The sequence below is a fragment of the Bradyrhizobium sp. NBAIM03 genome, assembly GCF_020194055.1.
Lineage (GTDB): Bacteria > Pseudomonadota > Alphaproteobacteria > Rhizobiales > Xanthobacteraceae > Bradyrhizobium > Bradyrhizobium yuanmingense.
In genome coordinates, this window is sequence record NZ_JADYVS010000012.1 from 178663 (window position 1) to 205554 (window position 26892).

General features: G+C 61.2%; 18 protein-coding genes and 1 pseudogene. 5 read left to right on the forward strand and 14 right to left on the reverse strand.

The annotated features are described in order from the left end of the window. Positions 1-86 precede the first annotated feature (86 nt). Both I6F21_RS19995 and I6F21_RS20000 read left to right on the forward strand, forming a co-directional pair. Positions 87-1805, forward strand: a complete 1719-nt coding sequence (locus I6F21_RS19995) for an ATP-binding protein (protein WP_225128667.1) — start codon at positions 87-89, stop codon at positions 1803-1805. After that, positions 1792-3210 (forward strand): UvrD-helicase domain-containing protein, encoded by a 1419-nt coding sequence (locus tag I6F21_RS20000; RefSeq protein ID WP_225128669.1) that lies wholly within the window; start codon positions 1792-1794, stop codon positions 3208-3210. Before I6F21_RS19995 ends, I6F21_RS20000 begins: the two co-directional genes overlap by 14 nt. Before the next feature lie 6 nt (positions 3211-3216). Here the strand turns inward: I6F21_RS20000 and I6F21_RS39045 are convergent, their stop codons facing one another. The 4 genes from I6F21_RS39045 to I6F21_RS20020 all read right to left on the reverse strand — a co-directional run bounded on the left by I6F21_RS39045 (position 3217) and on the right by I6F21_RS20020 (position 11277). Next, positions 3217-6498: a UvrD-helicase domain-containing protein gene (locus I6F21_RS39045; RefSeq protein ID WP_225128670.1), complete on the reverse strand. Its 3282-nt coding sequence runs from the start codon at positions 6496-6498 to the stop codon at positions 3217-3219. After that, entirely contained in the window at positions 6495-8948 is a 2454-nt protein-coding gene (locus I6F21_RS20010) for a PD-(D/E)XK nuclease family protein (protein WP_225183378.1), read from the reverse strand. Before I6F21_RS20010 ends, I6F21_RS39045 begins: the two co-directional genes overlap by 4 nt. Positions 8949-9192: 244 nt before the next feature. Continuing rightward, positions 9193-10296: a hypothetical protein gene (locus I6F21_RS20015; protein WP_225128672.1), complete on the reverse strand. Its 1104-nt coding sequence runs from the start codon at positions 10294-10296 to the stop codon at positions 9193-9195. A 375-nt stretch (positions 10297-10671) separates the two neighbouring features. Further along, positions 10672-11277, reverse strand: a complete 606-nt coding sequence (locus I6F21_RS20020; RefSeq protein ID WP_225128673.1) for a hypothetical protein — start codon at positions 11275-11277, stop codon at positions 10672-10674. 159 nt (positions 11278-11436) lie between these two features. Between I6F21_RS20020 and I6F21_RS20025 the strand changes: the two genes are divergently transcribed. Continuing rightward, entirely contained in the window at positions 11437-11709 is a 273-nt protein-coding gene (locus I6F21_RS20025) for a hypothetical protein (RefSeq protein ID WP_225183379.1), read from the forward strand. A gap of 7 nt (positions 11710-11716) precedes the next feature. Then, positions 11717-12817: a hypothetical protein gene (locus tag I6F21_RS20030; RefSeq protein WP_225183380.1), complete on the forward strand. Its 1101-nt coding sequence runs from the start codon at positions 11717-11719 to the stop codon at positions 12815-12817. 694 nt (positions 12818-13511) lie between these two features. Here I6F21_RS20030 and I6F21_RS20035 read toward each other — a convergent pair. The 9 genes and pseudogenes from I6F21_RS20035 to I6F21_RS20075 all read right to left on the reverse strand — a co-directional run bounded on the left by I6F21_RS20035 (position 13512) and on the right by I6F21_RS20075 (position 24785). Continuing rightward, complete coding sequence (locus tag I6F21_RS20035; protein ID WP_036035698.1) at positions 13512-14147, reverse strand: response regulator transcription factor; 636 nt, start codon at positions 14145-14147, stop codon at positions 13512-13514. A 165-nt stretch (positions 14148-14312) separates the two neighbouring features. Continuing rightward, positions 14313-14945, reverse strand: coding sequence for a response regulator transcription factor (locus I6F21_RS20040; RefSeq protein WP_225140395.1), 633 nt, complete (start codon positions 14943-14945; stop codon positions 14313-14315). Between the two features lie 60 nt (positions 14946-15005). Beyond that, on the reverse strand, positions 15006-16142 hold the full coding sequence (locus tag I6F21_RS20045) for an ATP-binding protein (RefSeq protein WP_225140396.1): 1137 nt from the start codon (positions 16140-16142) through the stop codon (positions 15006-15008). Between the two features lie 418 nt (positions 16143-16560). After that, on the reverse strand, positions 16561-16788 hold the full coding sequence (locus I6F21_RS20050) for a hypothetical protein (RefSeq protein WP_141697668.1): 228 nt from the start codon (positions 16786-16788) through the stop codon (positions 16561-16563). A gap of 34 nt (positions 16789-16822) precedes the next feature. Beyond that, a complete protein-coding gene (locus tag I6F21_RS20055) occupies positions 16823-17659 on the reverse strand; it encodes an outer membrane beta-barrel protein (protein WP_225140397.1) in 837 nt (278 codons plus the stop codon). Positions 17660-17777: 118 nt separating this feature from the next. Next, entirely contained in the window at positions 17778-19040 is a 1263-nt protein-coding gene (gene arcA, locus I6F21_RS20060; RefSeq protein ID WP_225140398.1) for an arginine deiminase, read from the reverse strand. 26 nt (positions 19041-19066) lie between these two features. After that, a complete protein-coding gene (locus I6F21_RS20065) occupies positions 19067-20500 on the reverse strand; it encodes a basic amino acid/polyamine antiporter (protein ID WP_225140399.1) in 1434 nt (477 codons plus the stop codon). Between the two features lie 144 nt (positions 20501-20644). After that, positions 20645-23712 (reverse strand): annotated as a pseudogene (locus tag I6F21_RS20070) (efflux RND transporter permease subunit). Beyond that, a complete protein-coding gene (locus I6F21_RS20075) occupies positions 23709-24785 on the reverse strand; it encodes an efflux RND transporter periplasmic adaptor subunit (protein WP_225112299.1) in 1077 nt (358 codons plus the stop codon). The pseudogene I6F21_RS20070 and the gene I6F21_RS20075 overlap by 4 nt, the downstream one beginning before the upstream one ends. 709 nt (positions 24786-25494) lie before the next feature. On the opposite strand from I6F21_RS20075, the gene I6F21_RS20085 reads away from it, so the two are divergent. Continuing rightward, positions 25495-25998: a DUF1269 domain-containing protein gene (locus I6F21_RS20085; protein WP_057026468.1), complete on the forward strand. Its 504-nt coding sequence runs from the start codon at positions 25495-25497 to the stop codon at positions 25996-25998. An 18-nt stretch (positions 25999-26016) separates the two neighbouring features. Here the strand turns inward: I6F21_RS20085 and I6F21_RS20090 are convergent, their stop codons facing one another. Beyond that, a complete protein-coding gene (locus I6F21_RS20090) occupies positions 26017-26727 on the reverse strand; it encodes a Bax inhibitor-1/YccA family protein (protein WP_225140401.1) in 711 nt (236 codons plus the stop codon). Positions 26728-26892 lie beyond the last annotated feature (165 nt).

Genomic DNA, 26892 nt, shown 5'->3' on the forward strand with positions numbered 1-26892 from the left:
TCTCGGCTGGTGTGGCTGGCCGACGGCGGCGGAATTCTGCCCGTTCGGTGCGTATTCCCCTGACGAACGAGCAGAAAGAACGCCCAATGGCGCTGATCCGTGTGCTTGAGATTGAGAATTTTCGAGCGGTGAAGACGCTTCGCTGGGTACCTGGTCCTGGGATAAATTGCCTGATCGGACCAGGCGACAGCGGCAAGTCGACGATTCTTGATGCCATCGATCTTTGCCTCGGCGCGCGCCGATCGCTTTCCTTCACTGACGCCGATTTCCACGCTCTTGATTTCGGCCGCGCGATCCGCATTGCGGTGACACTTGGCGCTCTCGATGACCCCCTGAAGAACATGGACGCGTATGGCGACTTCCTCGTGGGCTTCGATGCAGCCACCGGGTTGGTGGAACCGGAACCCGGTGCCGGGCTCGAAACCGCCCTGACCCTCCAGCTCACAGTTCAGGACGACCTCGAGCCGGAATGGACGCTTGTCTCGCCGCGTGCCCAGGCTTCAGGTCGGGTCCGCAATCTTAACTGGGCCGATCGCACGCATATAGCTCCAGCCAGACTCGGCGTCACGGGGGGCATGCATCTGACGTGGCGGAGAGGGTCTGTGCTGACCAAGCTGACAGACGGCAAGGCGGACGCATCAAAGGAGCTGACACGGGCAGCTCGTGAGATGCGCGACGCCTTTGACCAAAAGGAACTCGAAGAGCTCGCGGAGCCTCTCAAACTCGTCACGGCAGCGGCAGGCGATATGGGCGTCCCCGTCGGAAAGGCCGTGCAGGCGTTGATCGATGCCGGTTCGGTCACTTTCACAGGCGGCACCATCTCGCTTCATGATGAAGGGGGTGTGCCGCTACGGGCTCTCGGGCTTGGTTCGTCGCGGCTGCTGATCGCCGCCCTGCAGCGGAAGGCGGCCGAGATGGCGACGACGTTTCTGATCGACGAACTGGAATATGGGCTCGAGCCGCACCGAATCATTCGCCTGCTCGGCGCGCTGGGCGCAAAGGAAGACTTGCCCCCGCTACAGGTTTTTGCCACAAGCCACTCGCCGATTGCCGTGACCGAGCTCAACGCCCACCAGCTTCATATCGTCCGCAGGAATGGCGGGCAGCATACCGTCCGCTGTGCCAGCGACGCCGGGAACGTACAGGGCACGATCCGCGCCCACGCCCATGCGCTGCTCGCCTCCTCGATTGTGGTGTGCGAGGGCGGAAGCGAAATCGGCTTGATGCGCGGTCTGGATCAGCACTTCACTGCTGCCGGCGAAAAATCGCATGCAGCTTGTGGTGCAACTTTGGTGAACGGCAACGGCGATGAAACCTTCAGCCGCGCCATCGCTCTGCAGTCTCTGGGCTACCGAACAGCGATCCTGCGAGACAGCGACAAACCCGCCCCACCGGGTGCCGAAGCTGCCTTTGTTGCTGGCGGCGGCAAGGTGTTCGCATGGGGCGGCGGTCGTGCCCTCGAACAGGAACTGTTCGCCGCACTCCCGAACGGGCCCGCGAGCCAACTCCTGAATCTCGCCATTGAGGTGAAAGACCGCGCGTTGATTGAAGCGCATGTCAAAACAATTTCCAGCGGCACAAGGACGCTCCACGATCTGGAAACCGAGGCGCTCTTTGGCAGCCTCAGCCCCGCCAGCCGTGCCCTTCTCGGGGACGCGGCGGCGCGCTTCGGTTGGCTAAAGACCATCACCACGATGGAAACGGCGGGGCAGCGTATTGTCGGTCCCGCCTACGATGAGGCCGATGCCAGCCTTACTAACGTCATGGATGGCGTTCTCGACTGGGTCGCAGATGACGGCCGCTGAAATCGACCTGCGCACGATAGGCCGTGGGCTGGTGATAGCCCCGGCCGGCTGCGGCAAGACCCAGCTCATCAGCGATGCTCTGGCAAGGCATGACGGGCCAAAGCCAATCTTGGTGCTGACACACACCAATGCGGGGGTCGCAGCGCTCCGCGGCCGCCTCGATAGAGCAGGTGTAAAGCCAAGCTCCTACCGGGCTGCAACGCTCGACGGCTTCGCGATCCGGCTCATTTCGACGTTTCCTCAGCGAGCCGGGCACGATCCGCGAATCGTAACAGCCGCCCGGCCGAATTATGAAGCCATTCGTGACGCGGCAGCGCGGCTTGTTGCTGCCGGGCATCTTTATGACATTCTCGCGGCCAGTTTCGCGCAACTATTTGTAGATGAGTACCAGGACTGCTCGATCCGCCAGCACGCCCTTGTAACCTGGTTGGCTCAAAGTCTGCCCACAGCCATCGTTGGAGATCCGTTCCAGGCCATCTTTGGATTCGGCGCTGATCCGCTGGCAGATTGGCAGAAGGACGTACTCTCGTTCTTTCCGAAAGTGCGAGAACTTGCCACGCCGTGGAGGTGGAACAACGCAGGCGCGCACGATCTGGGTCAATGGTTGCTATCGATACGACCCGACCTTGCGGCAGGCAAACCAATCGATCTTCGGAACGCACCCGGCAGCGTGCAGTGGGTTCAGCTCGATGGCCGCCAGGACGATGCCCTGCGGCAGGCTGCGGCCGCGGTCGCCGCGCCAGGCGACACGAAGGTTTTGATCATCGGCGACAGCACGGACCCTCGGGGACAGCAACGTTTCGCCCGCCAAGTCGAAGGAGCCGTGACGGTCGAGGCTGTGGACCTGCGCGACCTTACGGATTTTGGGAGTGCCCTCGACCTTGCGAGACCCGAAGCGCTCTCCACCGTGGCCCATTTTGCGGAGAGCTTGATGAGCGCCTTTTCCGCAGACGACCTAGTACGGTCGGTTGCGGCAGCCCGTACCGGGAATCTGGGACGACCTCTGTCCGGTATCGAGCAAGCGGGCATGAGTTTTGAAGCGTCGCGGTCGCTTGCAGATGTCGCAGATCTCCTTTCCGCCATCAATCGCGCCGGTGGAGTTCGATGTTACCGTCCTGCAGTGCTGGCGGCCGCACAGCGGGCTCTGCAACTTGCAACCTCTCCCGACGGGCCATCGTTTCGAGAGGCGACGGTGACGATCCGAGAATACTCTCGGCTCATCGGCCGGCCGCTCGCCAAGCGTTCCGTCGGAAGTACCTTGCTACTCAAAGGTCTCGAAGCCGACATCTCGGTCATTCTCAATGGGAGCGCTCTCAACGCGCGCAATCTCTACGTCGCAATGAGCCGTGGCTCGCGCCGAGTCGTGGTTTGCTCTCCATCGCCAATTCTCAATCCGCCCTGGTAAGCCGCGCTACGGAGGTTCGACCCACGAAACTTGTGCTGCGGACATGTAGACGATAGCGCCTCGCTCGGCCCCTGTGACGCTCAGATAGTCGCGCAGTTGCGCCACATGTGCACTGTGTGCCGCCGCCGTGGGGTTTACGTCGGACTTCCAGTCGATGACGAGTGCGATGCGCTCTCCCTCGATTGCGGCAGCATCCGCACGACCCGCAAGATAACGCGGCGGGTTTGCCGCCCAGAGCGGAACTTCGGGCACCAGTAGCGCGAGGAAGGGCGCGAGCTCCGGCAGGGCCAATGTGCGCAGCGCCACCTCGGCCATCTCGACCGCGTCTGGCCTTTCGGCATCCGTCGCGTCATCGGATTGTAGTTGAGCAAGCAACTCGGTCGCGCGAAGAGTAGCCCCTTCACGAACTTGCTCAAGTTCCCCCGTGAGTAGCTCTTCCATAAGCTTGTGCAGGATCGTACCCCGGAGGGCGCCCGCTCCTACAATCCGCGCCGTCACGTCGGTCGCCGGATCGACTACGAATGCATCAACAAGGTCGGCGCTGCGATCAGCATCGCGGTCGCTCGGACGGTCCCATACAATCGGCGGCGAAGCAGCCACCAATCGCTGGTTTTCTGCTGCAAATATCGCCACTGTCTGATCGTTGGCCATGGATTGCGACGCGCTCATAACAGGCTCGGGCAACGCGTCAGCTCGGATCTCGGAAAGTCGCTTCTGCCCCAGATTCATCACCCGCGACCACGATCGCGAGGGAGCGCCAGGCAGATCAGGGATCACCAAGAGATCTCGGGCGCGCGTCGTTGCGACGTACCAGAGCCGCTCGCGTTGCCGCGCTTCGCGAAATTCCTCCTCTTCACGGGCGGTAACCAGTTCGGGCGGCTCGATCCCTCCGACGATCCAGTGAATTGTATCGTCTGATTGCCTATAGACGAACTGATCCTGGGGCTTGAACTGCGTCGACGAATTCACGGTGATCACCACGGGCCATTCCAGCCCCTTGGCGCTGTGCATGGTGACGATCTCCACCGAGTCCTCGGACGCATCGACTCTCCCTTCTGAATGCCGGCGCTTGCTCTGCCATCCTCGCTGGAGATCGAGCGCGAACGCGCGCAGTCCGGCAACATTGTAGGGTCTGGCGAGTTCGACGATGGCATCAAGGTTTGCGAGCGCGCGCGCGTTGCGCTGGCCATGCCTAGCCGCCATGATCACTCTCAGTTTCAGGCGCTCGATTGCGAAGGCGATGAGCTGCATCGGCGTGAGTTCGGCGGCAAGGCGATGCAGCGCCTGGAGCTTCAACAGAACATCCTTTGCGAGGGGGTTGACGACCTCGTCCGCTGAGGTCCGCAACTGAAAGCGCCGGCGCCCATCTTGGTCGGGTGAGAGAGCCGCCGTAATATCAAGCAAGTCTTCATCGGTGAGTCCGACAGCCGGACCTCGCATTAGCGCGCCGAAAGCCAGAGTGTCGAGCGGATCCGACAGCGCGCGAACCAGGACGAGCATGTCCTGAAGCTCCTGGCGCCGGAAGAGCGCGTGACCTGCCTGGGAGGCGACCGCGATGCGGTGCGCTTCGAGAGCGCGTTCGTAACGCCAGAGATCGGTGTGTGTAGGAGCAAGCAGCGCTATGTCGCCTGCACGCAAGTATCGCTCAGTTCCATCCGGATGATGGATCTTCAGGGCGCCGATCAGGCGCGCGCACAGGCTGGCAACAGCTTCCGCCTCCGCTTCGCGCTGTTCCTCCGCGTTGGCATCACGCGGAACATGGATCGTCAGCTTCGCCGCCGCACTGATCGGCAGTGGCGGGAGCATAAGGGTCGGCGCGAGCGGGACGAAACCCGGTTGTCCCGCCCCTCCAAGAACGTCACTGAACACGTGGTTGACGTGCGTGATGACGTCCGGCCGGGATCTGAAGTTCGCGGTGATAGAAAGTACGCAGCCGTTGCCGGCTGTTCCAAGTACGGACTTCGCGAGGGCGTAAGACTCAACGTCAGCACCGCGAAATCGATAGATTGCTTGTTTGGGGTCTCCTACCAAAAAGAGCGCTCCTGGCCGCAAGCTTGCGCTGCTCCAAGTCGCCGGCTGCGAACGCGCAGCGAGGCAGAAAACGATTTCCGCCTGCACGGGATCGGTATCCTGGAATTCATCGACGAGCAGGTAGGCATACCGGCCGGCGAGCCAAGCGCGAATTTCGGGGTTCTCGCAAACAAGCGCCCGCGCCTGACGTAGCAAGTCGTCGAAATCGAGAACGGCCGCTTCTCGCTTGCGCCGGTCGTAGGCCTCGATCACCCCGGTTAGATGCGCATCCAGTTCATGCGCCAGACCTTGCGCAATGCAGCCAATCAACGTTCGATACGCGGCGCGAACCGTCTCGAAGTGTTCGACCGCTTCATTTGCGCGACGCCGTCCATCCGTCTCGCCAAGACTCTGCTTCCAAGCGCGCATCCTGTCATAAGCCAGCAAGTCGATGCTTCTTTGCCGCATCATGCCGATACGGGGCGGCTGGGTCAGGCGCCACAACGCGGAAAAGCCCGCGGTGGCGTGATCGCCGGCGAAGAACGAAGAAAGACGTTCAAGATCCGCGATGAGACCTGCCGTCCACGTATCTCCTGGTCCCGCGACATGCCAGCGGGCAAAGGCAGAGACGGCTTCCGCGAACGTTTTGTCCGGGCGAGTTGAGAAATCCGGCGCCGGCACGGTCGCGCTGCGATGCTCTCGCCGGAGGATGGCAAGTTCGCGGACCCGCTCGACTACCCCCAACGGGTCATCCTTGGCAAGGACACCGATGGGACCGCCGTCTGTTTCGTCAGGCACCAACCTCTCCTTCAGCCAAGTCGCGAGCACTTCGTCAAAGAGTGCATTGGCAATGATCGCGTCCACAACACGCGAACCAGGATCGAGGCCCACTTCTATCCCGTGCGAACGAAGAATTCCTTGGCAAAACCCATGGATGGTCGTGGCAGTGATTTCTCCGATGCGTGGCGCGGCCTCATCAAGATGCGCGCGCTCCGCTAGGTCTAACGGCAGTGAGAGAATTCCGGCGAGTGCGGGCGGCGTCCTTCCATGGCGAAGCTCCTCGACCGTCCAGCGTATCCGTGCCTCCAACTCGCTCGCCGCCGGTTCGGTGAAGGTGATGGCTGCAATTTTTGAAGGATCAACCCCGCTTGCGATCATCATCGCGACGCGCGCGGCCATCAATGACGTCTTGCCAGTGCCCGCCGCAGCCTCGACCAGCATGTTGGTCTCAAAATCAGTGAGCGCGCGTCTGCGGGCATCGAGATCAGGTACGCTCACGGGCTACTCCAAAGTTTGTCTAGCGCGCTGTTCACCCCAGCAAATAGACGACGCTTTACGCGACGGTAAGCATCAAGCTCAGCTGGCAGGGCGATAGCAAGCGGATCAAAGAATACAGGCGCAGGTCCTGGCGCAATCTGGCCGTTGCGTTGCAGTTGAACGCCTGAGGCCGTGAATGCAACCGCCTGGTCAATCGCCTTCTCAAGTTCCTCGTTCGTAAGGCTTAGCGTCCGCGCCGGCTCGTGCTTTAGATAAGTCAGCTGCGAGCTCACGCTCCGAACATCAGCAAGGAGAGACCGCACGGCGAGGCCGTAAAAGACGCGCTGGAGTTCTGCGCCACGATCGAACACGACTGGCTTCTTCCGCTCCGGCGCCGCCCCAACCTTATAGTCCGTGACGACTGCCGCGCCGCGTGCCGCGTCTTCATCAAGTCGATCAATTCGTCCACGGAAGACAATTCCGGTCTTTCCGATCTGGACCGGCGAGAGCGTGGTCCACGGATGAGCTCCTTTATCGGGCTCGCCAAACGAAAGCTCGGTCCAGCTCCTGCCGCGCGGTTCGTCGATTGCATCTTTGAGTCCTCGCAGCGCTCTCTCGCGTGCCATCTCCACTGTGTGGCGCCAGAGAAGGCCCGGTGGAACGGCTCTGGTGAGAGGCCAGCTTTCGGTAAGACTGTCCACCTCTCGATCTAGGGCAATCTCAATCTCATCGATATTTTTGGGCGCGCCAATCCGCAACACGCCCGCAATAAGAGCGTGAACGAGCTCGCCGAAAGCGCGATGGGTTAGAGCGAGGGGCTGGGGGTCTAGATTCGGCTCACGCCAGTGCAGGGCGTACTCCCAGACGAACCCCAACGGATCGCATAGAAGTCGATGGAGAGAGGTCGTGGATTGGACTTCAGCAAGGGCATCGACAACGAGCGGGTGGTTGGCACGAACCTTCCCGTCATGAGCCGTGTGTTGCTCACCATCCCACCATGCGCGCCAACAGGCACGACTTGCACGCACTTGGGGATCCTTGCCCGCATCGACGGGCCGGGCGTAGAGCCGATCGCTTTCGCTGAAAGCATGCGGGGGTATCGCGCTCCGCCCGATGATGCGCTCTGCTTTTCTCGGCCACAACGTACTGGCTGCTTGCAGCGATCCAGTCGCACTCCTATAGGCGCGTGACAGCGAGTAGTTGGTCGATTGGCCGACGATGATGTCATGCATAATCCGGTCCATTTCTGCTGCTTCAGCGGACGGAAGTCGTAATTGCCCAAGCAGATGTTGTGGTAGCAACGGGTTCTCGTTCGACCGTCTGGGCCACGCGTTCGCATCCAGCCCGACGAGGCGAATATATGCGCGCGGGGCCGCCGCCAAGTGACGGGCGGGTCCCCACGCGATAGAATTTCCCGGCTCGCGTCCGTCGGCAACGCGCAGAGCCTGCAGGGAGAGCTCGATTGCCTGTGGGGGCGCCATGCGCAAAGCATCCCGCCACAGGCTCAGCGCCTGCCCCTTCAAAAGACGGCGCCCTACTCCCTCTGACAATGCAATCCCGCCGGCCAAGTCTTCGAGAATCGGCAACAATGTCCGTTCCGTAAGGTCACCATTTGCCCGTTCGTCTCGAGTTTGCTCCAGAGCATGACGCCAAAGCGTCGGACTTGTCAGCGCCGCGCTTCGCCGCAAGCCCTTAGCCCAGTCACTGGGCAACTTATCCTTGGCTGGGCCGCGCGGCAGCCGGGCAAATAGGAGCCTCACACGTTCCTGAGACAGCCCGCGTAGCAGGATGTCCGCGAGTGCAGCGCAGGCCTGCCCTTCACGGGTCGCTAGCGCCGGAATGCCGTGCGTGAAATGCACGGGCATCCCTGCCTCACGCGAGAGAACCAGAAACGCATCGTCCCAAGCCGACGGCGAGGCAGCCGAAATGGCGACCTCGTGGGGCGCGGCTTTTCCGTCCGCCACAAGCGCGCGCGCCCAACGCAAAGATTCCCGCACTTCGTTTCGCGGATCGGCACAGAGGTCTGCAGAGCCAAGCAATGCTGTGCCGGATGGACGCGTTTGGATGTCCCCAGAGAACCAGTCGCGCCGGCTGTGCTGCGATGCAATCCATCGCACCGGTACGACATCGCAAAGCGCATGGATGAGCGGATACCAAACGGCCTGGATATTAGCGACGTCTTGAATAGTGACGGCGCCGAGTACTTTGGGAGCGAAACGAATTCGCGCCAAGGCAGCTCTGACCAAATCGGGAGGCGTCAGCATTCCAGACGGCAGTTCCTCTCGGACGCGGCGTTCGAGCAACACAAAGTCCCTAAGGCGGGCATTGTCGGGCAAAGAAGCCGGGGCCTCCATGTCCCACCAGTCCCGGAGCGCCGATAGCGCAGCCGCGGGCATCCCCGGCAGTTCGGCAACCTTGCCAATGTCCTCGTATCCGCCCACCTCGAGCCCCTGCCTGATAGCCAGGTACAAGACCTCGTGCGAGGCTGGCGAAACGAAGCCGCCGGCAAGGCGTGCGGCGAGAAGCGGCAGCGTCAGGACTTGCCGACCCGTGGCCCCTTCGCGAGCCGCATCAAGGCGCCGCATTCGCAGTGCTAAAGGCCCATCGACGACTACAGTATGGATTAGCATTTCGCGCCCTATCGCCGGACTGAAGGCAGCGATACCCGATCGCTGCCGAAATCGCGAATCTTTAAGGCGACGCAGTTCCCGCCGTCTAACGCGTCTCCGCTATCGCGTCCGCCATCTCGTCGACCGTCTTCTTAAAGTGTGCCGGATCATGCAGAGCGGCCTTCGCCGCTTCTGTCCATTCTGATCTTGTCGACATCCATCCGACCATCCTCCCGGCATCGATCCCGCGGTTTCGGACGAGATAGGGTGACAAGATCTTATCCGGCACCGAGTCGCGCAGTAAGTCGGCGCTCTCTGGATGGATCATTTCAAACACCCGCCAAGCTCGGTAAACGGCAACCAGTTCTCCATCCTCTGCAAGCTTGGACAACAGTTCGAGGATTGGCCCAGGCGGTGTGATTTGTGTCTCCGAGCCTTTGTCGGCGCCAGCTTCCGCTACACGCGTGGGCTGCTCAATTCCGGTTGCGGAGAGCGCCACGGCGAGCGCTTCCACTGCCTCGTCTCCGACGCCAGCGAAATACTGTGCGCGGTCGGTGAACCCTCTGGCCGCGTGCGCAGCGACCTCGTCTCTGTCCGCCGGCAGGACCCGCAGGATGCCATCTTGGTATTCAAATATGCCGGCCGCCACGAGAGAGGCGAAATCCTTCTCGAACCGAGGATGCTCCGCATCGACCCCGAAAAGATCTGCCGTGTCGCCGGAAACGACGAGCGCTAAGGTGTCCGGCTCGAGCTGTGGGATCAATATCTTGCTGCCTCTTCCTCCGAGCAAGAGAGAGACGACCATCGATTCCCGCAACCGCTGTCCGGGACTGGAGCCGGGCCGAAGCAGAGCGGACTTGGTTCGGTGAATGACAGACGACGAAAACACGTAGGGCGCGACGGCGCGGTAATAGTTGTGCGAGAGTCCTTCGCCGTCAATTGTCTCCAGTTTCCCATCATCCAACCAAAACAATACGGGTATCCAGCATGGCTGGGGCAGAAACGCGATCAGCCTGCGGCGAAACGCGCCAGGATCGACGGGTCGATCCGACCCTGCCAACGATCTGCTGAGGTCGTGCCAATCTCGAAAGCCGCCTGCGATCGCGGCGGCCTTCTGGCAGCGATTAAGCGGAAAAATGATCCCGCTATCGTCAAACAACGATTTGAGATTCTTGGCGAATTTCTTTGCGCCTTCGAGCGTCGAGAACATGCGAGCGTCCTTCATCTCGGCCGGGTCAAGACGCGCTGCTCGTCTCATCGGCCGAAAGAGGGGAAGCGGTCGCGAGAGCTGATGATTGAGTAGTCGTTGGACCAAAAGTCCTTTGCCAGGGCAGCGGCCTAGCCGACGGAGGCGGCATGAGTCGAATCTAGAGCCGTGCGCCGAAATTTTCAACAATTAGCGCGAATTGTCCCGTGATCTTTGCTCGTCCGGGATTCGCTTCCAAGGAAGACCTTCGCTCTGCGACTCTGCCGGATTCTAGACCTCACTCCGGACTGTCCGTCCCCATTCGAGCAATCGCGGCAATGTGCGTTGGGCCAAGGAAGGCATCGGTTGCCAGTAGGATTGTCTCGCGATGCGTCTTGCTCACAAGGCCCGCAATGCATTTTGAACGATCGAAATAACCGTGCTGCCCGGCATTCGGCCAGTGGTTGGCAATCGTTCGGCTAAAGCTAGCACTGCGCGCCACACGTCGGTGTTATCCATTGCGATGCATGCTTGTTCAGCTTGCTCTGCGAAGAGCCTTGTTGCCTCTGATCCGTTCAAGCCGATCCTTTGACAAGTCTCGATGACGGTCTGACGGTCATCGCTGCACCCGTAATCATGCCAAACCAAATGAAAGGAAGCGTCTATAAATTTCGCTTGTGCCGCCGCCCCAGCAGTAAGCTCAAAAACTCGCACGCTCGCCCATTCCAATGGATCGATGCCCATATACGAAAATAGCTTGCGCCATTGCTCCACCGTCCACCGGGTGCCTTCCCTTATGCCTGCGCGCTCCCCGAACTCCTTAAGGCCCGGCATATTAAGGGGCAGCTCGAACACGGAGCAGTGTGGAGTGCCCTCCTCCATTTCGATCCACCGGATCGCGTTTTCATTGGTGACGCCTACGCGACCTATCGATAAAACGCGGGCAACTGCATGGCCGGCCTCATGGACGGCTATATCTCTCTTCGTACCCCCACCAAAATCCATTGCTCGCCTCCAATGACCGGATCATTGTAAACTAAACGTACAATAAGTATCGCTCCAGGAATCCCCGCGTTCGGATCACGAAAAGCCACGCGATTTGCCCGGTCACAGTTGCCACACAATGGTCGGTCTTAGCCTAGTGGCAATGTCGAATTTCCCAGCATGAAAGCGAACAATCCAGATTGGACCGCGCCGCGCACTAACCAGGATTGGCGCGATGACGAATTGATGCTGGCAGTTGCCTGGCTGAAGTCGTTCGTTCCTCGCAAAGAGATGGAGCAGAGGCTGGACGTCGCGAAGACCAATCTTCTTGCTGCCCAAGACCGCATGCGCGCCGGCATAATGGGACCGTTGTATGACCCGGTAGATACGGCCGCTTGGTACATACTGCAGGCAGAGACCTTTGCCACCGACCGGGCCCTGTGGACGCCTTGAGGGCACAATGCGAGTTGTGCCCTTCCTTACGCGCATCGGCAAAGAGCTGAAACTTCTGCTCAGCGTGAAGGGGGTCGAAGAGCGAGCGGCTCGCATGATGTTACAGGAGAGACGCCAACCTGACAGCAGCATTTTCGAGATGCTCGTCGCCCTTGCCTACCGACGCAGAGGTTGGAGACGGGTCGAGTTCGTGCCGGAAACTCCCGGGCGCGGACGAACCCCGGACCTGCACGTTTTCAGGACAGGAAGCCGCTGGGCGGCAGAGTGCAAGCGCCTGATGCCTTCAACCTACGCCGCGAACGAGAAGTTGCGGGGCACGCGGCTTGCACAACCCATCCATCAACTATGCCTGGAGCTAGGCGAATCCGTCATTGTCGAGGTGAAGTACCAAGTCGAGCTGCGCGAAGTCGCGGACGACTATCTCGTGCGACACGTGAGACAGACCATCGAGCGGCGATCGCTGGCACCTTGGAAGGACGAGGTGGCGACCGGAAGAGTGCGACCCATAAACTGGACGTTGCTTCGGCGAATTCTCGCAAAAGACTACGTCTATTTTGATGGAAGTCGGATGATCGAACTTCTGGCCGGACACTATGATCATTCGGCCGATCACAGCATGGCAGCCAAATGGCGTCCGGCGCCTTTGAGGCCCACATATGCCGACGCTGTTTACCAAGCGAGCGTGGTCAGCTGGGTCAGTGAATCCGAAGTTGCCGTACGTCAAAAGGCGCGTCACTTTCGTAGCACCATCGCCAACGCAGAGCGTCAGCTTCCGAGCGACCGTCCGGGGGTAATTCACGTTGGCGTCGAGAGCTCGGCGGGACCGGAAGTTGATTTCGCTCGTCACTTCTTCAACACGATGCAAGCCAGAACTTTTGCGCCGGCGACCTCACGCCTCAGATGGGTTTACGCGAACTATTTTGTTCCGGAAGCAACCACGCGAGAGAACGAGACGTGGGCGATCACTGAGACGATGGTGCCATACAAGATCGGACATCATCGAACGCATTGGCCACTGCCCGACCACATGTTGGTCACGCCCGAGAACGAAAGCGAAAGCGGGGTACATTGGCATCCGATCGCAGCAGCGAATTCGAACCAAGAATAGTCTCAGAGCCAACTCTCGCACTTTCTGACCGCGATTCGCTCTGCGCGTCACGTTGGCTAGAACAGAGAGCTAATCGGATCACTGATTTAGTGTGGCGGAGTTCGCCGATGTTCGCTGGCGCATATTCGACGGATATTCGACGACTTTTCGGGCCAAGCTGTAAGTCTTTGAAATTTCTGGCGCTCCCTAGGGGAATCGAACCCCTGTTTCAGCCTTGAGAGGGTAAAGTCGATCCGCTTGATGATCATCATCGTTGAGAGTCCTGCGATGGAGCTTACGGACGTCAGGCCCGGCTCGTTTGCATAAGCAGGCGTTACCGCACCAGTTTCGCACCAGAAACGACCCAGCCAAAGCACAACGAACGCGATCAGATTCAAACAAATAGCCAGCAAAATCAACGAAGCCAATCGCTATCCCGCCGCTCATAACGGTCTGGTTGCAGGTTCGAGTCCTGCCGGGCCCACCACGCTTCGCCCTTCGGGCTACGCGTGGCGCAGCCAAGCGGAGAACGAGGGGCAAGCGCGGTGTCGTAGCCGGAGCGCAGCGGAAGCAAAGACGGACTGGCGCGGCAAGCTTCGGCTCGGCAAGCCAACGCCACACATCAAAGTAAGCATGCGAAGGTATTTCTCGCGTCCGTTCACTCGACGGTGCACTCTCGATCTTTCGCAAGCAGCCGAAGGCGCTCCCCGCTCGTTCAAGGTGAAACCAGCCGCTTGCGGACAGCATACCGAACCAGCTCGGCGGTGGAGGACATCCTGAGCTTGCGCATGGCCGAGGCGCGGTGGGTCTCGACCGTCTTGACGCTCAGATTCAGGATCGCGCTTATCGACCTGTTGGTGTGCCCCTCTGCGATCAGCTGGACCACGCTCTCCTCGCGCGAGGTCAGCAGCATGTCGGCCCGGTTCTGCTTGTTCGCCTGGTAGTCGCGGAGCAGCTTCTCCAGCAGAACACTCGTGAAGTAGGGTCTGCCGTCGAGCAGCGCTTCGACCGCGGAAATGAGATGGTTGCGAGCGTCGGACTTGAACAGGAAGCCGCGGATTCCGGCCAGAATGGCCTCTGTCAGCAACTCCTCGCTTTCATGCATCGTGAGGATAAGCACCTCGGTTTGAACGTGAAGCGCTCTGAGGCGGCGGCTGACCTCCAGGCCGTTGATGATCGGCATGGAATAATCGACGATCACGATGTCTGGCCTGGTTTCCAGCGCAAGCGTGACCGCCTGCTCACCATTGGTCGCCTCGCCGCTCACGATCCAGTTGGACCGCGTTTCAACAATCGCACGAAGTCCGGAACGCACGATTTCATGGTCGTCCGCAATCAAGATGCGTTTCACGGGTCGTTCCCGTTTGCCTGCCCTCGGCCAAGCCAGGTGGACTAGAGCGGTCATCGGCGGTCAGGTCGAACGATCATACGGCGTCCCACAAGAACGGTTATCCAGCAAAACCCTGAGAGATGCAGGCGAAGGTACTGACAGCCACGGACGGCGCACTGCCCGCGATCAGGCCTCGATCAGCCCGGTTCGCACCGCGTATCGCACGAGGCCCGCCGTCGAGTTTACCTCCAGCTTGCGCATCGCCGCTGCCCGATGCGCCTCCGTCGTCTTAACGCTCAAGTCGAGGATCGCGCTGATCCCCTTGTTGCTGTAGCCCTCGGCAACCAGCTTGACGACGAGCTGCTCGCGCGCGGTCAGCCCATGGTGGTGTCGTTCGCCGTGGAGGCCCGGCTCGCCGTCGTATTCGACAATGCTATTCGTACAGAAGAACGGCCTATGCATCAGCAGCGACTCGACAGCCGCCAGCAGCAGCTTGTTCGCATCAGACTTCACCAAGAAAGCGCGGGCGCCGGCCTCGAACGCCTGCTGCGCTATCAGACCCGAATTGTGCACGGTGAAGATCAGGATCTCGGTTTGCAGCCGATAGTCCCTCATACGCCGCGCCACCTCCACGCCGGTCATCCTCGGCATCGAGAAATCCAGGATGGCGACGTGGGGCTGGCTCTGGATCGCCGCGGCGACCGCCTTGCCTCCGTCAGTGGCCTCGGCCACCACTTCCCAATCCGCCCGTTGCTCGAGCACCGCCCGCAAACCCGATCGCACCGCTTCGTGATCGTCGGCTATGAGGATACGTTTCATGCCGCACACTCCATGTCTTTGACGGCGTTTGGGGTCGCGCTTTCGACCCGCCGCCGCTGGCTAGTGTTCTTTCGCTGATTGTGTGCCGGTCGCTGGCCTCGTATTGATCGTGGTCCTTCGTCGATTGCGCTTATTTACTGCAAGGACGTGCGGGAAGACCGCGGACAGAACGGTGCCGGAGTGCGGTGCCATCCCGTTGGACTGGATGGCGAGCGTACCTCCGATCCCGTGCAGCCTCGCGCGCATCGCGGGAATTCCGACACCGCTCGACAGCGTCTTGGTGCCCGGTCTGCCAGGGTTGGGAAAACCGCGTCCATTGTCGCTGATCGTCAACTGGAAGCGTCTGTCGACAACATCCACGACGATCGCCACCTCCGTCGCTTTTGCGTGACGGAAGACGTTCGTCAGAGCCTCCTGAACAACGCGCAGCAGCGAGCGTTGGGCCTCATAAGGTAACCCATCGACCTCCGGCACGATGTTCACCCTCACATGCAACGAGGTGCGCGCCGCGAACCCTTCCGCGTAGCCTTCGATCGTGGCCTTCAATCCGTCACCCGTCAGATCCCGCGGATGCAGCAGATAGGCAAAAGCCCGGAGCTCCCGGAGCGCTTCATCAATCGACGCGTCGATTTCGTCGCAGATCCGTTCGGCGGCTTGTGTGCCGTCAAGCTGGCCGCGGATCCGCATCAAGCCGAGACTCGCGGCAATCAGATGTTGACAGGTCGAATCGTGGAGATCGGAAGCGATCCGCTGCTGAATGCTCTCCTGAAGCGACAGCAGGCCAGCTTCGACATCCAGCCCGTTCCCCCATGTGGTGGGGTCCTCGAAGCGAACGTCGCGCGCCTCGCGATGGCAGCCGATCAACCGGACGACACCGCGGGTCGCGGGATCCAGGATCGGCGTGACCGTCGTTTCCCTCGTGCGGGATGAACCACCAAACGCCAGCCGCTGCCGGATCCTGATCTCAGCCTTCTCCGCGAGGCTCGCCCGAAGTGCTTCGCAGACAGATCTCGCGTCATCCGCGCTCAGGCAATCGGATACATCCATGTCGAGCACGTCTCGCGACGATACGCCGAGCCGGGACTCGAATGCCGGATTGATGCTCTCGTAGACGAAATGTCCGCAAAAGGAGGGGCGCGCGACGAAGAGGAGATCTGCAGAAGAGTTCCAGTAAAGCTCCTCGGTCGATGGTTGCAAACCTACGCGCAGCCAGCGCTTGGGACTGGTTTGCCTCGACTCTCTGGCGGGGGAGCCATGTGGCTTCACTGTACTACTCACTCTATTCCGGCGACTCCCGATATTGGCCACGACGACAATAGCGGGGTCTCTCCCCACCCTGCCGGCGAGAAATCCTCCACCGAATTCGGAATAGCGCACCTGCGGGGTCAATCAACTATACACCCAGCGAACCGCTCATTCAACATGAGGTAGTATTCGTGGGGGATTGAAATCTTGGCCTTCGTCAAGGGCCGCCGAATCTCAAATCCGATGCAATAGAGAGTAAAAATGGCGATGCGCGGCGAACGAGCCCGAATGGCATCGTCGCGCCGCCATTCCGTGGTCGCCGGGCGTCCTCCACCGTTCCCCCCCTAATGCGCTGACAGGTTCGCCAGGGCTATCGGCTACTGCTCGTGTCCGACTTCTTCTTTCTGGTCGCCTTCGCGGGCGGTGCCGCCGGGGCCGGCGCAATTGCGAGCGGGTGAGATGGTTGCTCCAGACGGCGCGTCGCGGCATCATCCCGAAGTGCATCGGTATCGAGTCGATGGCTACGATCGACCGCATCGCGAGGATCGGCCAGCACGACCGTCGTCATCATGCTTGAGATGATGAGGCAGGTCAGCATTAGAAGGCGTCTTGCCGGCATCTCTCGAGCACCTCTAAAAGGCAAAGTCCAGGCGAGGCCCGATCCGAACGTCCCTGTATCGCCGCAGCGGGACGTTCGAGGTTCGTGCCTCGTAGAGCACGGTCGTCGTGAGCGACACGTTGTTGGCAACGTTGTACTTCAGGCCGAGGTCAACCGAATAGAGCTGATCCTGGCGACCGGTATTGAGTCCATCGGTGAACCAATAGGCTTCAAACAGGGGCGTACTGACGATCGACCATCTGGGATCAAGCTTGACCTCGATTCCGAGCACGGCGTCAAAGCGCCAGCGGCGCGCCTCGGCCAGATCGGAGAAACGGTAGGTCAAAAGCACTAGTGGCGAGAACGTCGCGTTGCCAACGCGGAAATCGCGCGCGACTGAGCCCATCACGTCGTGGGACGTGAAGGCGAGATCGCGGTAGATGCCATCGAAATCATATCGATTTTCGTAAATGCCAGACAAGCGCCAGCCGTCCCAGTTCTCGGTCAGACGCGCGCCCATACGCGCGACGGCGAAATTGCCGTCCTTTTCCCGCGAAAAGGCTTCGTATTGAGCCCGCGCATAGAGCCGGTATGACAGATCGTTGGTGAGGTTCCCGTCAAGCCTGACGCTCACGTCTGGCGCGTAATAGACGTCGGACCTGCGGTTATCGCGGGTGAAGAGCGCGTTGTCGGTGAAAGTCGGCGAGATGGAACCAACGACGCTCCAGGACGGGGCTTGGTAATAAGGAACCGCGTAGGAGGATGTAGCGGCTCCGCTCGATTTGAAGTCGGTGAGATCGAGGTCCGCCGCCCAAGCCGTACTACTGCCGAGCAGTGCGGCAACCGGCAGAAAAGATCCAGACGGTCGCATAGGTCCCCTCCGATGCTGCAGCCGGACACCGGGATTCGTGTCACACTGCGCGCCGATTGTGGCGTGTTAATGTTCAGATGATAAATCACAGGTTGATCTGGGTCGATTCCTCCGCCGGCTAGTAGTCGACCAGATCCCTGGTAATCGGGCAGGTCATGCAGTGACCACCGCCGCGGCCGCGGCCGAGCTCCGCGCCGACGATGGTGATCACTTCGATTCCCTCCTTGCGCAGCAGCGTATTGGTGTAGGTGTTGCGATCGTAGGCGAAGACGACGCCTGGAGAGGCGCAAACCAGGTTAGCGCCGCTGTCCCACTGGGTTCGTTCGCGCAGATAGGCATTGCCACCGGTCTCCACGACGCGGAGCTTCTTCAGGCCGAGCGCCCCAGCCACGACGTCGACGAAAGGCTTCTCGTCCTTGCGCAGCTCGATTCCGGCAGAGTTGTCCGCCGGCCGGTAGGAGTACGCCGTGATGTTATTGACGATATCGGGGTAAAGCAGCACGCAATCCCGATCGGCGAACGTGAAGACCGTGTCGAGATGCATCGCCGCACGCAGCTTGGGCATGGCCGCCACGATGACGCGCTCAGCGGCCTTTTTCCTGAAAAGAGCGGCGGCAAGCTGGCTGATCGCCTGTCTCGATGTCCGTTCGCTCAATCCGATCAGGACGTTTCCCTTCCCGATCGGCATCACATCGCCACCTTCCAGAGTGGCAAGGCCGTGATCCTGAGTCGGATCGCCCCACCAGACGTGGACCTTGCCGGCAAAATCCGGATGGAACTTGTAAATGGCGGCGGCGAGGATCGGCTCCTCGTGACGCGCCGGCCAGAACAGCGAATTCAACGTTACGCCGCCATAGATCCAGCAGGTGGTATCGCGCGTGTACAGCGTGTTCGGAAGTGGCGGCAGCAGATACTCGGTCATGCCGGCCGCCTCCCGGATCAACCGGAGCATTTCACCGCCATGTGCGTCGGGGAAATCGTGGGTCGACAATCCGCCGATCAGGGTTTCCGCCAGCTCGCGGGGGGCGAGGCTTTCCAGATAGCCGCGGAGCTCGTCAATCAGGCCGAGACCGACCTGGTTTGGGACCACCTGATTGTCGAGGATCCATCGCCTCGCCTCCGGGATGGCGACGGTGTCCGCGAGCAGATTGTGCATCTCGACGACCTCGATGCCGCGGTCGCGCATCTTCTGCACGAAGTCGAAATGGTCGCGCTTGGCATTGTCGACCCACAGGACGTCATCGAACAGCAGCGTGTCGCAATTGGTCGGAGTGAGACGCTGGTGAGCGCGGCCCGGCGAGCAGACCATTACCTTGCGCAACTGACCGACTTCCGAATGAACGCCAAAAGGAAGCGCTCCGTTTGATGTCTGTTGTGTCATGAGCGCAACCTCCGCAATCGATCCGCCTAGATCGTGATGTAGCCGGTGGCGAGGCCGTGAATGCCGACGGCCGCGCCGATCGCAGCCACGATGAAGATGCCCCACTCCCACGGTGCAAAAATCCGCGCCTTCTGTTGGACCCGCGCCCAGACATACAGCGCCGTGCCGGGCACGTAGAGCAGCGCGGATAGCAGCAGGTATTTCATTCCGGCCGCGTAGATCAGGAAGAGTGTGTAGATGACGGCGATGCCGGTGAAGATCAGATCTCGTCTGTGCTCGCCCGCGCTCTTCTCGTACGTCTCGCCGCGCTTCACCAGCAGCAATCCGTAGGCGGCGACCAGGAAGAACGGAATGAGGTTCATGACGCTCGTGAGATTGAGCATCAGCGAGAAGGCATCCCGGGACCAATATGTGCTGACGACGAAGAGCTGCACCACGATATTGGTCAGCCAGAGCGCGGCGGCCGGCACCTTGTTGGCGTTCTCGGTACCGAACACGCGCGGCATGTCCCGGGTTCGACCGGCCGCCGAAAGCACCTCGGCGCAGATCAGCGACCAGGCGAGATAGGCGCCGAGCACCGAGACCAGGAGCCCGATGCTGACGAAGACGGCACCCCAATGTCCGACCACTGCCTCCAGCACCGTGGCCATTGACGGTTGCCGCATGTCTGCAATCTCCGCACGCGGCAGCACGGCATAAGGCAGCATGGTGACGAGCACCATCAGGCTCGTGACGACCAGGAAGCCCATGATCGTCGCCGCGCCGACGTCGGACCGCTCTTTGGCGTAGCGGGAATAGACGCTGGCCCCCTCGATCCCGAGAAAGACGAACACCGTGACCAGCATGGTCGCGCGGATCTGCTCGAAGAGTCCCGTGTCCGGCATGCCCTCGCCGCCCCAGAAATTGGCACGGAACAGGTCGGCCTTGAAGGCAAGGATCAGGATGACGATGAAGATCAGGATCGGCACGATCTTGGCGATGGTGACGATCGTATTGATCGCGGCGGCCTGCTGCACCCCGCGCAGGATCATGAAGTGGAACAGCCAGATCCCGATCGAGGCTACGACGATCGCGATGACCGTATTGCCGTCGCCGAACACGGGAAAGAACGCGCCCAGGGTCGATTTGATGAGGACCCAGTAGGACACGTTGCCGATGCAACTTCCCATCCAGTAACCGAGCGCCGACAGGAATCCGGGATAGTCGCCAAAGCCCTCTTTCGCATAGGCATAAACACCGGCATCCAGACCAGGCTTTCGCTCGGCCAGAGACTGGAACACGCGCGCCATGGTGTACATGCCACCGCCTGCGATGCACCAGGCGAGGATGGCGCCGAAGGGACCGGTTGCGGTGCCGAAGGTTCTGGGCAGCGAGAAGATGCCGGAGCCGACCATGGAGCCGACGACCATTCCCGTCAGTGCGAACAATGAGAGCTTCTGGGCCGATGTCGTCGCAGTCATTGAATGGCCTCGAAGAGCGAGCGAAGACCGACGCCGTCATCGATGTCTCGAACGATGCGTTGCCGACCTCCTCATTGCGAGATCGAACCATGCGCCGTGGCCTCGGCCCGGCCCATCAGGTGATTACCTAGTCGCTGTCCGGGATTACCCTCGCGCCGGGCTGGAAGCATCGGAAGCTGGCGCCATTTCTTTCCCGCCGAACCAGGCGACATACAAGGTCGGCAGCAGCACCAGAGTTAGAACGGTTGCGACGAGCAGGCCGCCCATGATCGCAAAGGCCATCGGCCCCCAGAAGACGGTCGGCGCTATCGGGATCATGCCGAGTACGGTTGAGACGGCCGTCAGCATGATCGGACGAAAGCGGGAGCTGCTTGCATCCACTGCCGCCTGCCAGGGCCCCTTCCCTTGCAAGCGCTCCGCCTCGATTTGCCCGATCAGGATCACCGCGTTCTTGCTAATCATGCCAAGCAGCGCCAACACGCCGAGGATGGCGACGAAGCCCAGCGGCCGCCCGGACACGAGCAGCGCCGCGACGACGCCGATCAGGCCGAGCGGCGCGACGCTAACGACCATCAATAGTCGCGGGAAGCTCTGCAGCTGCACCATCAGCACCGTAAACATGACGAACAACATCATCGGTACGACTGCCGTCACAGACGACCTCGAATTTCGACTCTCCTCCACCGTGCCGCCGACCACGACATCGTACGAACGCGGCAGAGTGGCCTTCAGCTTGGCGATAGCGGGAGCCAGCCGATTGACCACCGTCTCCGGCGGCATCTCGTCGGGAACGGCGGCCCGCACCGTCAGGGTCGGCATGCGATCGCGCCGCCAGATCAGCGGAAACTCCTGACCGTATTCGAAGGTGGCAAACTGGCTCAGCGGAACGGTCTGCCCTCCCGGGATCGGCACCTGCAGCGTCCGCAAGCTCGGCAGCGAGACGCGCTGCTCGTCCGTTGCGCGGGCCAGCACATCGACGAGGTAGATATCGTCCCGCACCTGGGTCACGGGCAGGCCGGAGATCACGGTGTTCAGAACGATTGAGATCGCCTGCGAGCTCAGGCCGAGACGGCGCGCCTCATCCTGGTTGACGCGAACGCGGATCTGGCGATCCGGCTCCATCCAGTCGAAATTGAGGCTCTTGGCCCTCGGATCGGAGCCGACGATCCGCGCGACTTCGACCGCGATGTCACGCACGAGCTCGACGTCGGGACCGCTGACGCGATACTGCAGCGGCCATCCCACGGGGGGACCGAGCCCAAGCGGCGAAACCGAGGAGATGGCGTTCGGGAATTCTTCCACAAGGAACCGTTCCAGCTTGGCATGCAGGCGCTCGCGTGCCGCGACGTCTTTGGCCACAACGACCGCCTGGGTGAAGAAGTCATTCGGCAGCTCGACGCTGAGCGGCAGATAGAAGCGGATCGCACCGCGCCCGACATTGGTACTCCAATGACCAACGTCGGGATCACCGGTCAGTACTTGATCGAGGCGCTTGGCCGCCGCCTCGCTGGCGTAAATCGATGCATTCTGCGGCAGGCCGATGTCCACAAGAAGTTCCGGCCGGTCGGACAATGGAAAGAACTGCTGCGGAACCAGCGGAAGCGCGAGCACAGAAGCGAGAAAAGCGCAACCGTCGCGCCGATCGTCAGCCATTTGGCGCGGATCGCCAGGACCAGGAAGCGCCGGTACAGGCGAAAGGCCATTCCCGGCGCATCGGCTGTGGTCTTGGGCGGCGCGAGGATAGCGACGCCGAGCAGCGGCGTGAAGATGACGGCGACGAACCACGACGCCAGGAGAGCGATCGTAACCACCACAAACAGCGAGAACGTGTATTCGCCGGCCGCGCTGGCTGCAAAGCCCACCGGAATGAACCCGGCGATCGTTACGAGTGTGCCCGTGAGCATGGCGAATGCATGCGTGCGAAAGGCGTAGGCCGCGGCCGCGATCTTGCCGTCGCCCAGCGCCAACCGATTAAGCGTGGCGTCCGTCGTCGTCATGGCATCGTCGACCAGCAGCGCGAGCGCGATGATGAGAGCGCCGAGTGAAATTCGCTGCATATCGACGCGAAGAAGTTCCATGCTGGGAAACACGATCGCGAGCGTAAGCGGAATAACCAGTGCGATGATGAGGCCCGGCCGAACGCCGAGGCTGATGAAGCTCACGACGAGGATGATCGCGATCGCCTGCACCAGCGAGGTCATGAACTCGCGGATCGCTTTGTCCACCACGACGGCCTGGTCGGCCACGAGGCTCGGTTCGATTCCGATCGGCAGATCGGCCGTGATCTCTGCCATCACCGCCTTGATGTTCCTGCCGAGAACGAGAATATCGCCGCCCTCGCGCATCGCGATCGCGAGCCCGATCGCTGGACGACCGCCGACCCGGAACAGCGGTTGCGGCGGATCGGCATAGCCTCGCCGTACCGTCGCGAGATCGCTCAGACGTAGCGTGCGACCGCCCGCGCTGAAGTTGATGTCGGCAATGTCCTGCTCCGACTGGAACGCCCCGGAAACCCGAAACGAAATTCGCTCGGTCCCGGTCTGGATGGTGCCGGCCGGGCTCACGATATTCTGTGCCTGCAGGGCGGCGATCAGAGCCGTGCGATCGACCCCAAGACTTGCGAGTTGCCGTTTCGAGAACTCGACGAAGATCACTTCGTCCTGCGCACCCAGCAGTTCGATCTTCGCGACATCGGGCACGTCTAGAAGACGCGAGCGGACCGCCTCGACCCGGTCACGCAGCTCGCGCTGGGTAAATCCATCACTGGTGAATCCATAGATGATCCCGAACGTGTCGCCGAAATCGTCATTGAACGCTGGTCCCACGATGCCCACCGGCAGCGTGTGACGGATGTCCCCGATGGATTTCCTCACCTGGTACCAGGTATCGGAGACGTCCCTTGCGTTGGCGCTCCCCTTCAAGTTCACGAAAATAGTGGTGAGACCGGCCCGAGTGAAGCTGCGCAGGAAGTCCAGATGTGGCGTCTCTTGCAACCGCCGCTCGAGCCGTTCGGTCACCTGCTTCATCGTCTCTTCGGCCGTCGCTCCAGGCCAGGCCGCTTGAACAACCATAGTCCTGATGGTGAATGCAGGATCTTCGTTCCGGCCCAGCCGCAGATAGGACAGCACGCCGGCGACGACGGCGGCAATCATCAGATAAATGACGAGCGAGCGGCGCCCGAGCGCCCATTCCGAGAGGTTGAGCCCGGTCATGGCTCCGACCCAAGGACGCGCACCCGCTGACCCGGATGAAGTGCCTGGACGCCCGCGGTCACCACGACCTCGCCTATGTCCAAACCTTGCGAGATGATCACCTGCGCCTGATCGAACCTCAAGACGTCGACATTGCGGATGGCGACCGTCTTCGTCGCGGGATCCAGGATCCAGACCGCCGGCTGGCGATTCATCCTGGTCAGCGCCGTTGCCGGAATGTCGATCATTGGTCCGGCGCTCATCTCGACGCGCCCCGTGACAGTCGCCCCCAGCCGCATCGCGGCAGGGGGATCACGAAGTCCTATCTTGATCTCAAAGGTTCGCGTAACCGGATTGGCCTGCGCGGCAACCTGCCGGATACGCCCTTCCGCGGTCACCGCTGGATCGTCGGTCAGACTGACGCTCACCAGCAGATTGGCCGGTGCCGCGCGGACGAATTGAGCCGGCATGTCGAAGACCGCGTCTCGGCCATCCTGCCGCGCGATCCGCGCAATCGTCTGTCCGGCCTGGACGACCTCTCCGGCGGCGGGCCCCGTTTCGGTTATCTTGCCCGGTGCATCGGCCCGCAGCTCGGTGAAGCTGACCTGGTCGTGGGCGGAATTCAACTGAGCTTCGGCCATTTCAACATTCGATTGCGCAGTCTGTTGCGCCTGCGTCGCGGCCTCGAAGTTGGCGCGCGTGGTCCATCCCTGCGCCAACAGAGTCTGCTGGCGTTCGAAATGATTGCGTGCCTGAGTGAGCTGGCCCTGAGCTGCGGCAAGAGCGGCCTGCGCCTGCCGCAACGCGCTGAGTTGGTCCTGCGATTCAAGCTGCGCCAACAGCTGGCCGGCCTCGACGCGCTCACCGAGCCGGATGTCGCTCGAGTGCAGCCGACCGGAAATTCGAAATGCCAGATTCACTTCGTCTTCGGCTTCGATGCGGCCGGAAAATGTGAGGGGCGTGAGTTGATCCCGCTTCTCGACTGTCATGGTGCGGACGGGACGCGCCGGCGCCGGAAGGGAGTCCGTCGCCGCCTCCCTCTCACAGGCGACCAGCAACAGCGCAGAAACTCCTGCAACAAGCGTCGTACTCATTGACCGCAGCTGCATGAATTGACCCATCCGTGCCGCTGAGGATTTTGCGGAGAATTCATCCTGCTTGTATCGGTAAATCTACTGAGCATCCGCGGGTGCAATCGTGAACGAACATCCGGCGGAGCCGAAAGATTCCGGCAGCGAAGTCAGGCGATCACCCGACAGCCCAAGCGCGCAGACGGTGCATAAGCCTGCAGCTGCCGCCGTTGCGGCGCATGCGATCCCTTCGTCAAAGCCGCGGCGGGTTTGACGAGCCTGCGATCCGCGGCTCCACGTGATTGCTCAACGACAAGGAGAAACCAAGATGACAAAGCTGGCTTTGCTCTCCGCTGCCGTCTTCATTGCGCTCAGTGCCATGGGCTCGTGGACGCCAGGACAAGCGCAGGATCTGGCATGGTGCAGAAAGTTCAGGGGAACGCTGACCTGTGTGTATGACACTCGCGCCCAATGCCGCGCGTCGGTGAGCGGGCGGTCCGGCACCTGCGTCCCGAATCCGCGCCGCTAGATGCCGCAATTGATCGCCGAGGTAGCATCGATCGGGCGGCGCCAGCAATTTCACTTTGCGCCGCCCCTTCGGGACGCAGTCTACAGCGTCCAATCTCATTCGGAACATTCCCCACCGGGACCGAGGGTTTTCTCCGATCCCCTGAGGCAGCTCTCGCGCGGTAGCTTCCTCGGGTCCGCTTGCATGCTCCAACGGGAGGTCTTCATGTCAGATCTGGTCGCCATCGTATATCCGTCCGAGGCGAAGGCCGAGGAAGTGCGTCAGCAATTGCTCAGGCTGCAGAAGGAATATCTGATCACGATCAGTGACGCCGTGATCGCCGTAAAGACGGACCAGGGCAGCATCAAGCTCAACCAACTCGTCAACACGACCGCCATGGGCGCGGTGACGGGAAGCTTCTGGGGCCTTTTAATCGGTGTCCTCTTTCTCAATCCGATCCTCGGAGTTGCCGTAGGCGCAGCGTCGGGTGCGCTCGGCGGCGCACTTTCGGACGTCGGCATCGACGATGCCTTCATGAAGAGTCTCTCCGCCAGCCTTCAGCCCGGCAACGCCGCCCTGTTCGTCCTGATCAAGCACATGACCGCCGACAAGGTGATCAAGGAGATCAAGGACGCGGGCGGCGTCGTACTCAAGACCTCCCTCGACGAGACGAAGGAAAAGGCGTTGCGCGATGCCCTCGCCAGCACGGTGGAGCGGCCGGCGGCCTGAGCCGCCGCCCTTCCCTTCTCAACGGCGGCCGCCCGCAAGACGCAGCAGCATCAGGAACAGGTTGAGGAAATTGAGATAGAGCGACAGCGCGGCAAGGACCGACTTTCGCCCCGAAGCGGTTTGGTCATCCGCGCTGTCGTACATCGTCTTGATCCGCTGCGTGTCATAGGCCGTCAAGCCGGCAAACACGCCGACTCCTACGATCGAGATCAGCCAGTCGAGCGCAGTCGACCACAGGAACAGGTTGACGACGCTCGCGAAGATGATCCCAATCAGCCCCATGAACAGGAAGGTACCCAATCCCGAAAGGTCGCGCCGGGTCGTGTAGCCTAAGACGCTGAGCCCGCCGAACATTGCAGCAGCGATGACGAAGACGCGGGTTATCGATGAACTGGTGTAGATGTGTAGTAGGATCGAGAGCGAGATACCGACCAGGGCAGCATAGAGGAAGAACAGCAGGCGCGCAGTTGGCACCGACAATGTCTCGATGCGCGAGTTGAGAAAGAACACCAACCCAAGCGGCGCCAGGATGAAAACCCACATCAGCGGGCTCTGCAGCAGCGCGGGGCCGGTGACCTGATAGGTCAGGCCGGCGGCGACGGCGGTCAGGGCGACACCAGCGGCCATGTAGCCATAGATCCGCAACATGTACTGGCGCAGTCCGGCATCCACGGTGATCCGGCCGCCGACGACGTCTGTCGCCGCCAAGTTCTGATCGAGATTCGACATCGCATCCTCCTGTGCAGCCCCCTAAAGCGCGACCACGCTAGGCTCTGCTTCGACGGAACAACATCGGACAATCACCCGAAGACATCAGGTGAAAACCACTCTTGCCCGAATGGGGACGGCATGGCGCTGATTGCCGATCCGTAAGACTGGAACCTGCTTCGGGGT

Excerpts from the sequence above, each read along its gene's own strand:
- I6F21_RS19995 (WP_225128667.1), top strand. The coding sequence starts at position 87 with ATGGCGCTGATCCGTGTGCTTGAGATTGAGAATTTTCGAGCGGTGAAG.
- I6F21_RS20000 (WP_225128669.1), top strand. The coding sequence starts at position 1,792 with ATGACGGCCGCTGAAATCGACCTGCGCACGATAGGCCGTGGGCTGGTG.
- I6F21_RS20015 (WP_225128672.1), bottom strand. The coding sequence starts at position 10,296 with ATGTTCTCGACGCTCGAAGGCGCAAAGAAATTCGCCAAGAATCTCAAA.
- I6F21_RS20020 (WP_225128673.1), bottom strand. The coding sequence starts at position 11,277 with ATGGATTTTGGTGGGGGTACGAAGAGAGATATAGCCGTCCATGAGGCC.
- I6F21_RS20025 (WP_225183379.1), top strand. The coding sequence starts at position 11,437 with ATGAAAGCGAACAATCCAGATTGGACCGCGCCGCGCACTAACCAGGAT.
- I6F21_RS20030 (WP_225183380.1), top strand. The coding sequence starts at position 11,717 with ATGCGAGTTGTGCCCTTCCTTACGCGCATCGGCAAAGAGCTGAAACTT.
- I6F21_RS20040 (WP_225140395.1), bottom strand. The coding sequence starts at position 14,945 with ATGAAACGTATCCTCATAGCCGACGATCACGAAGCGGTGCGATCGGGT.
- I6F21_RS20050 (WP_141697668.1), bottom strand. The coding sequence starts at position 16,788 with ATGCTGACCTGCCTCATCATCTCAAGCATGATGACGACGGTCGTGCTG.
- I6F21_RS20055 (WP_225140397.1), bottom strand. The coding sequence starts at position 17,659 with ATGCGACCGTCTGGATCTTTTCTGCCGGTTGCCGCACTGCTCGGCAGT.
- arcA (WP_225140398.1), bottom strand. The coding sequence starts at position 19,040 with ATGACACAACAGACATCAAACGGAGCGCTTCCTTTTGGCGTTCATTCG.
- I6F21_RS20065 (WP_225140399.1), bottom strand. The coding sequence starts at position 20,500 with ATGACTGCGACGACATCGGCCCAGAAGCTCTCATTGTTCGCACTGACG.
- I6F21_RS20075 (WP_225112299.1), bottom strand. The coding sequence starts at position 24,785 with ATGAGTACGACGCTTGTTGCAGGAGTTTCTGCGCTGTTGCTGGTCGCC.
- I6F21_RS20085 (WP_057026468.1), top strand. The coding sequence starts at position 25,495 with ATGTCAGATCTGGTCGCCATCGTATATCCGTCCGAGGCGAAGGCCGAG.
- I6F21_RS20090 (WP_225140401.1), bottom strand. The coding sequence starts at position 26,727 with ATGTCGAATCTCGATCAGAACTTGGCGGCGACAGACGTCGTCGGCGGC.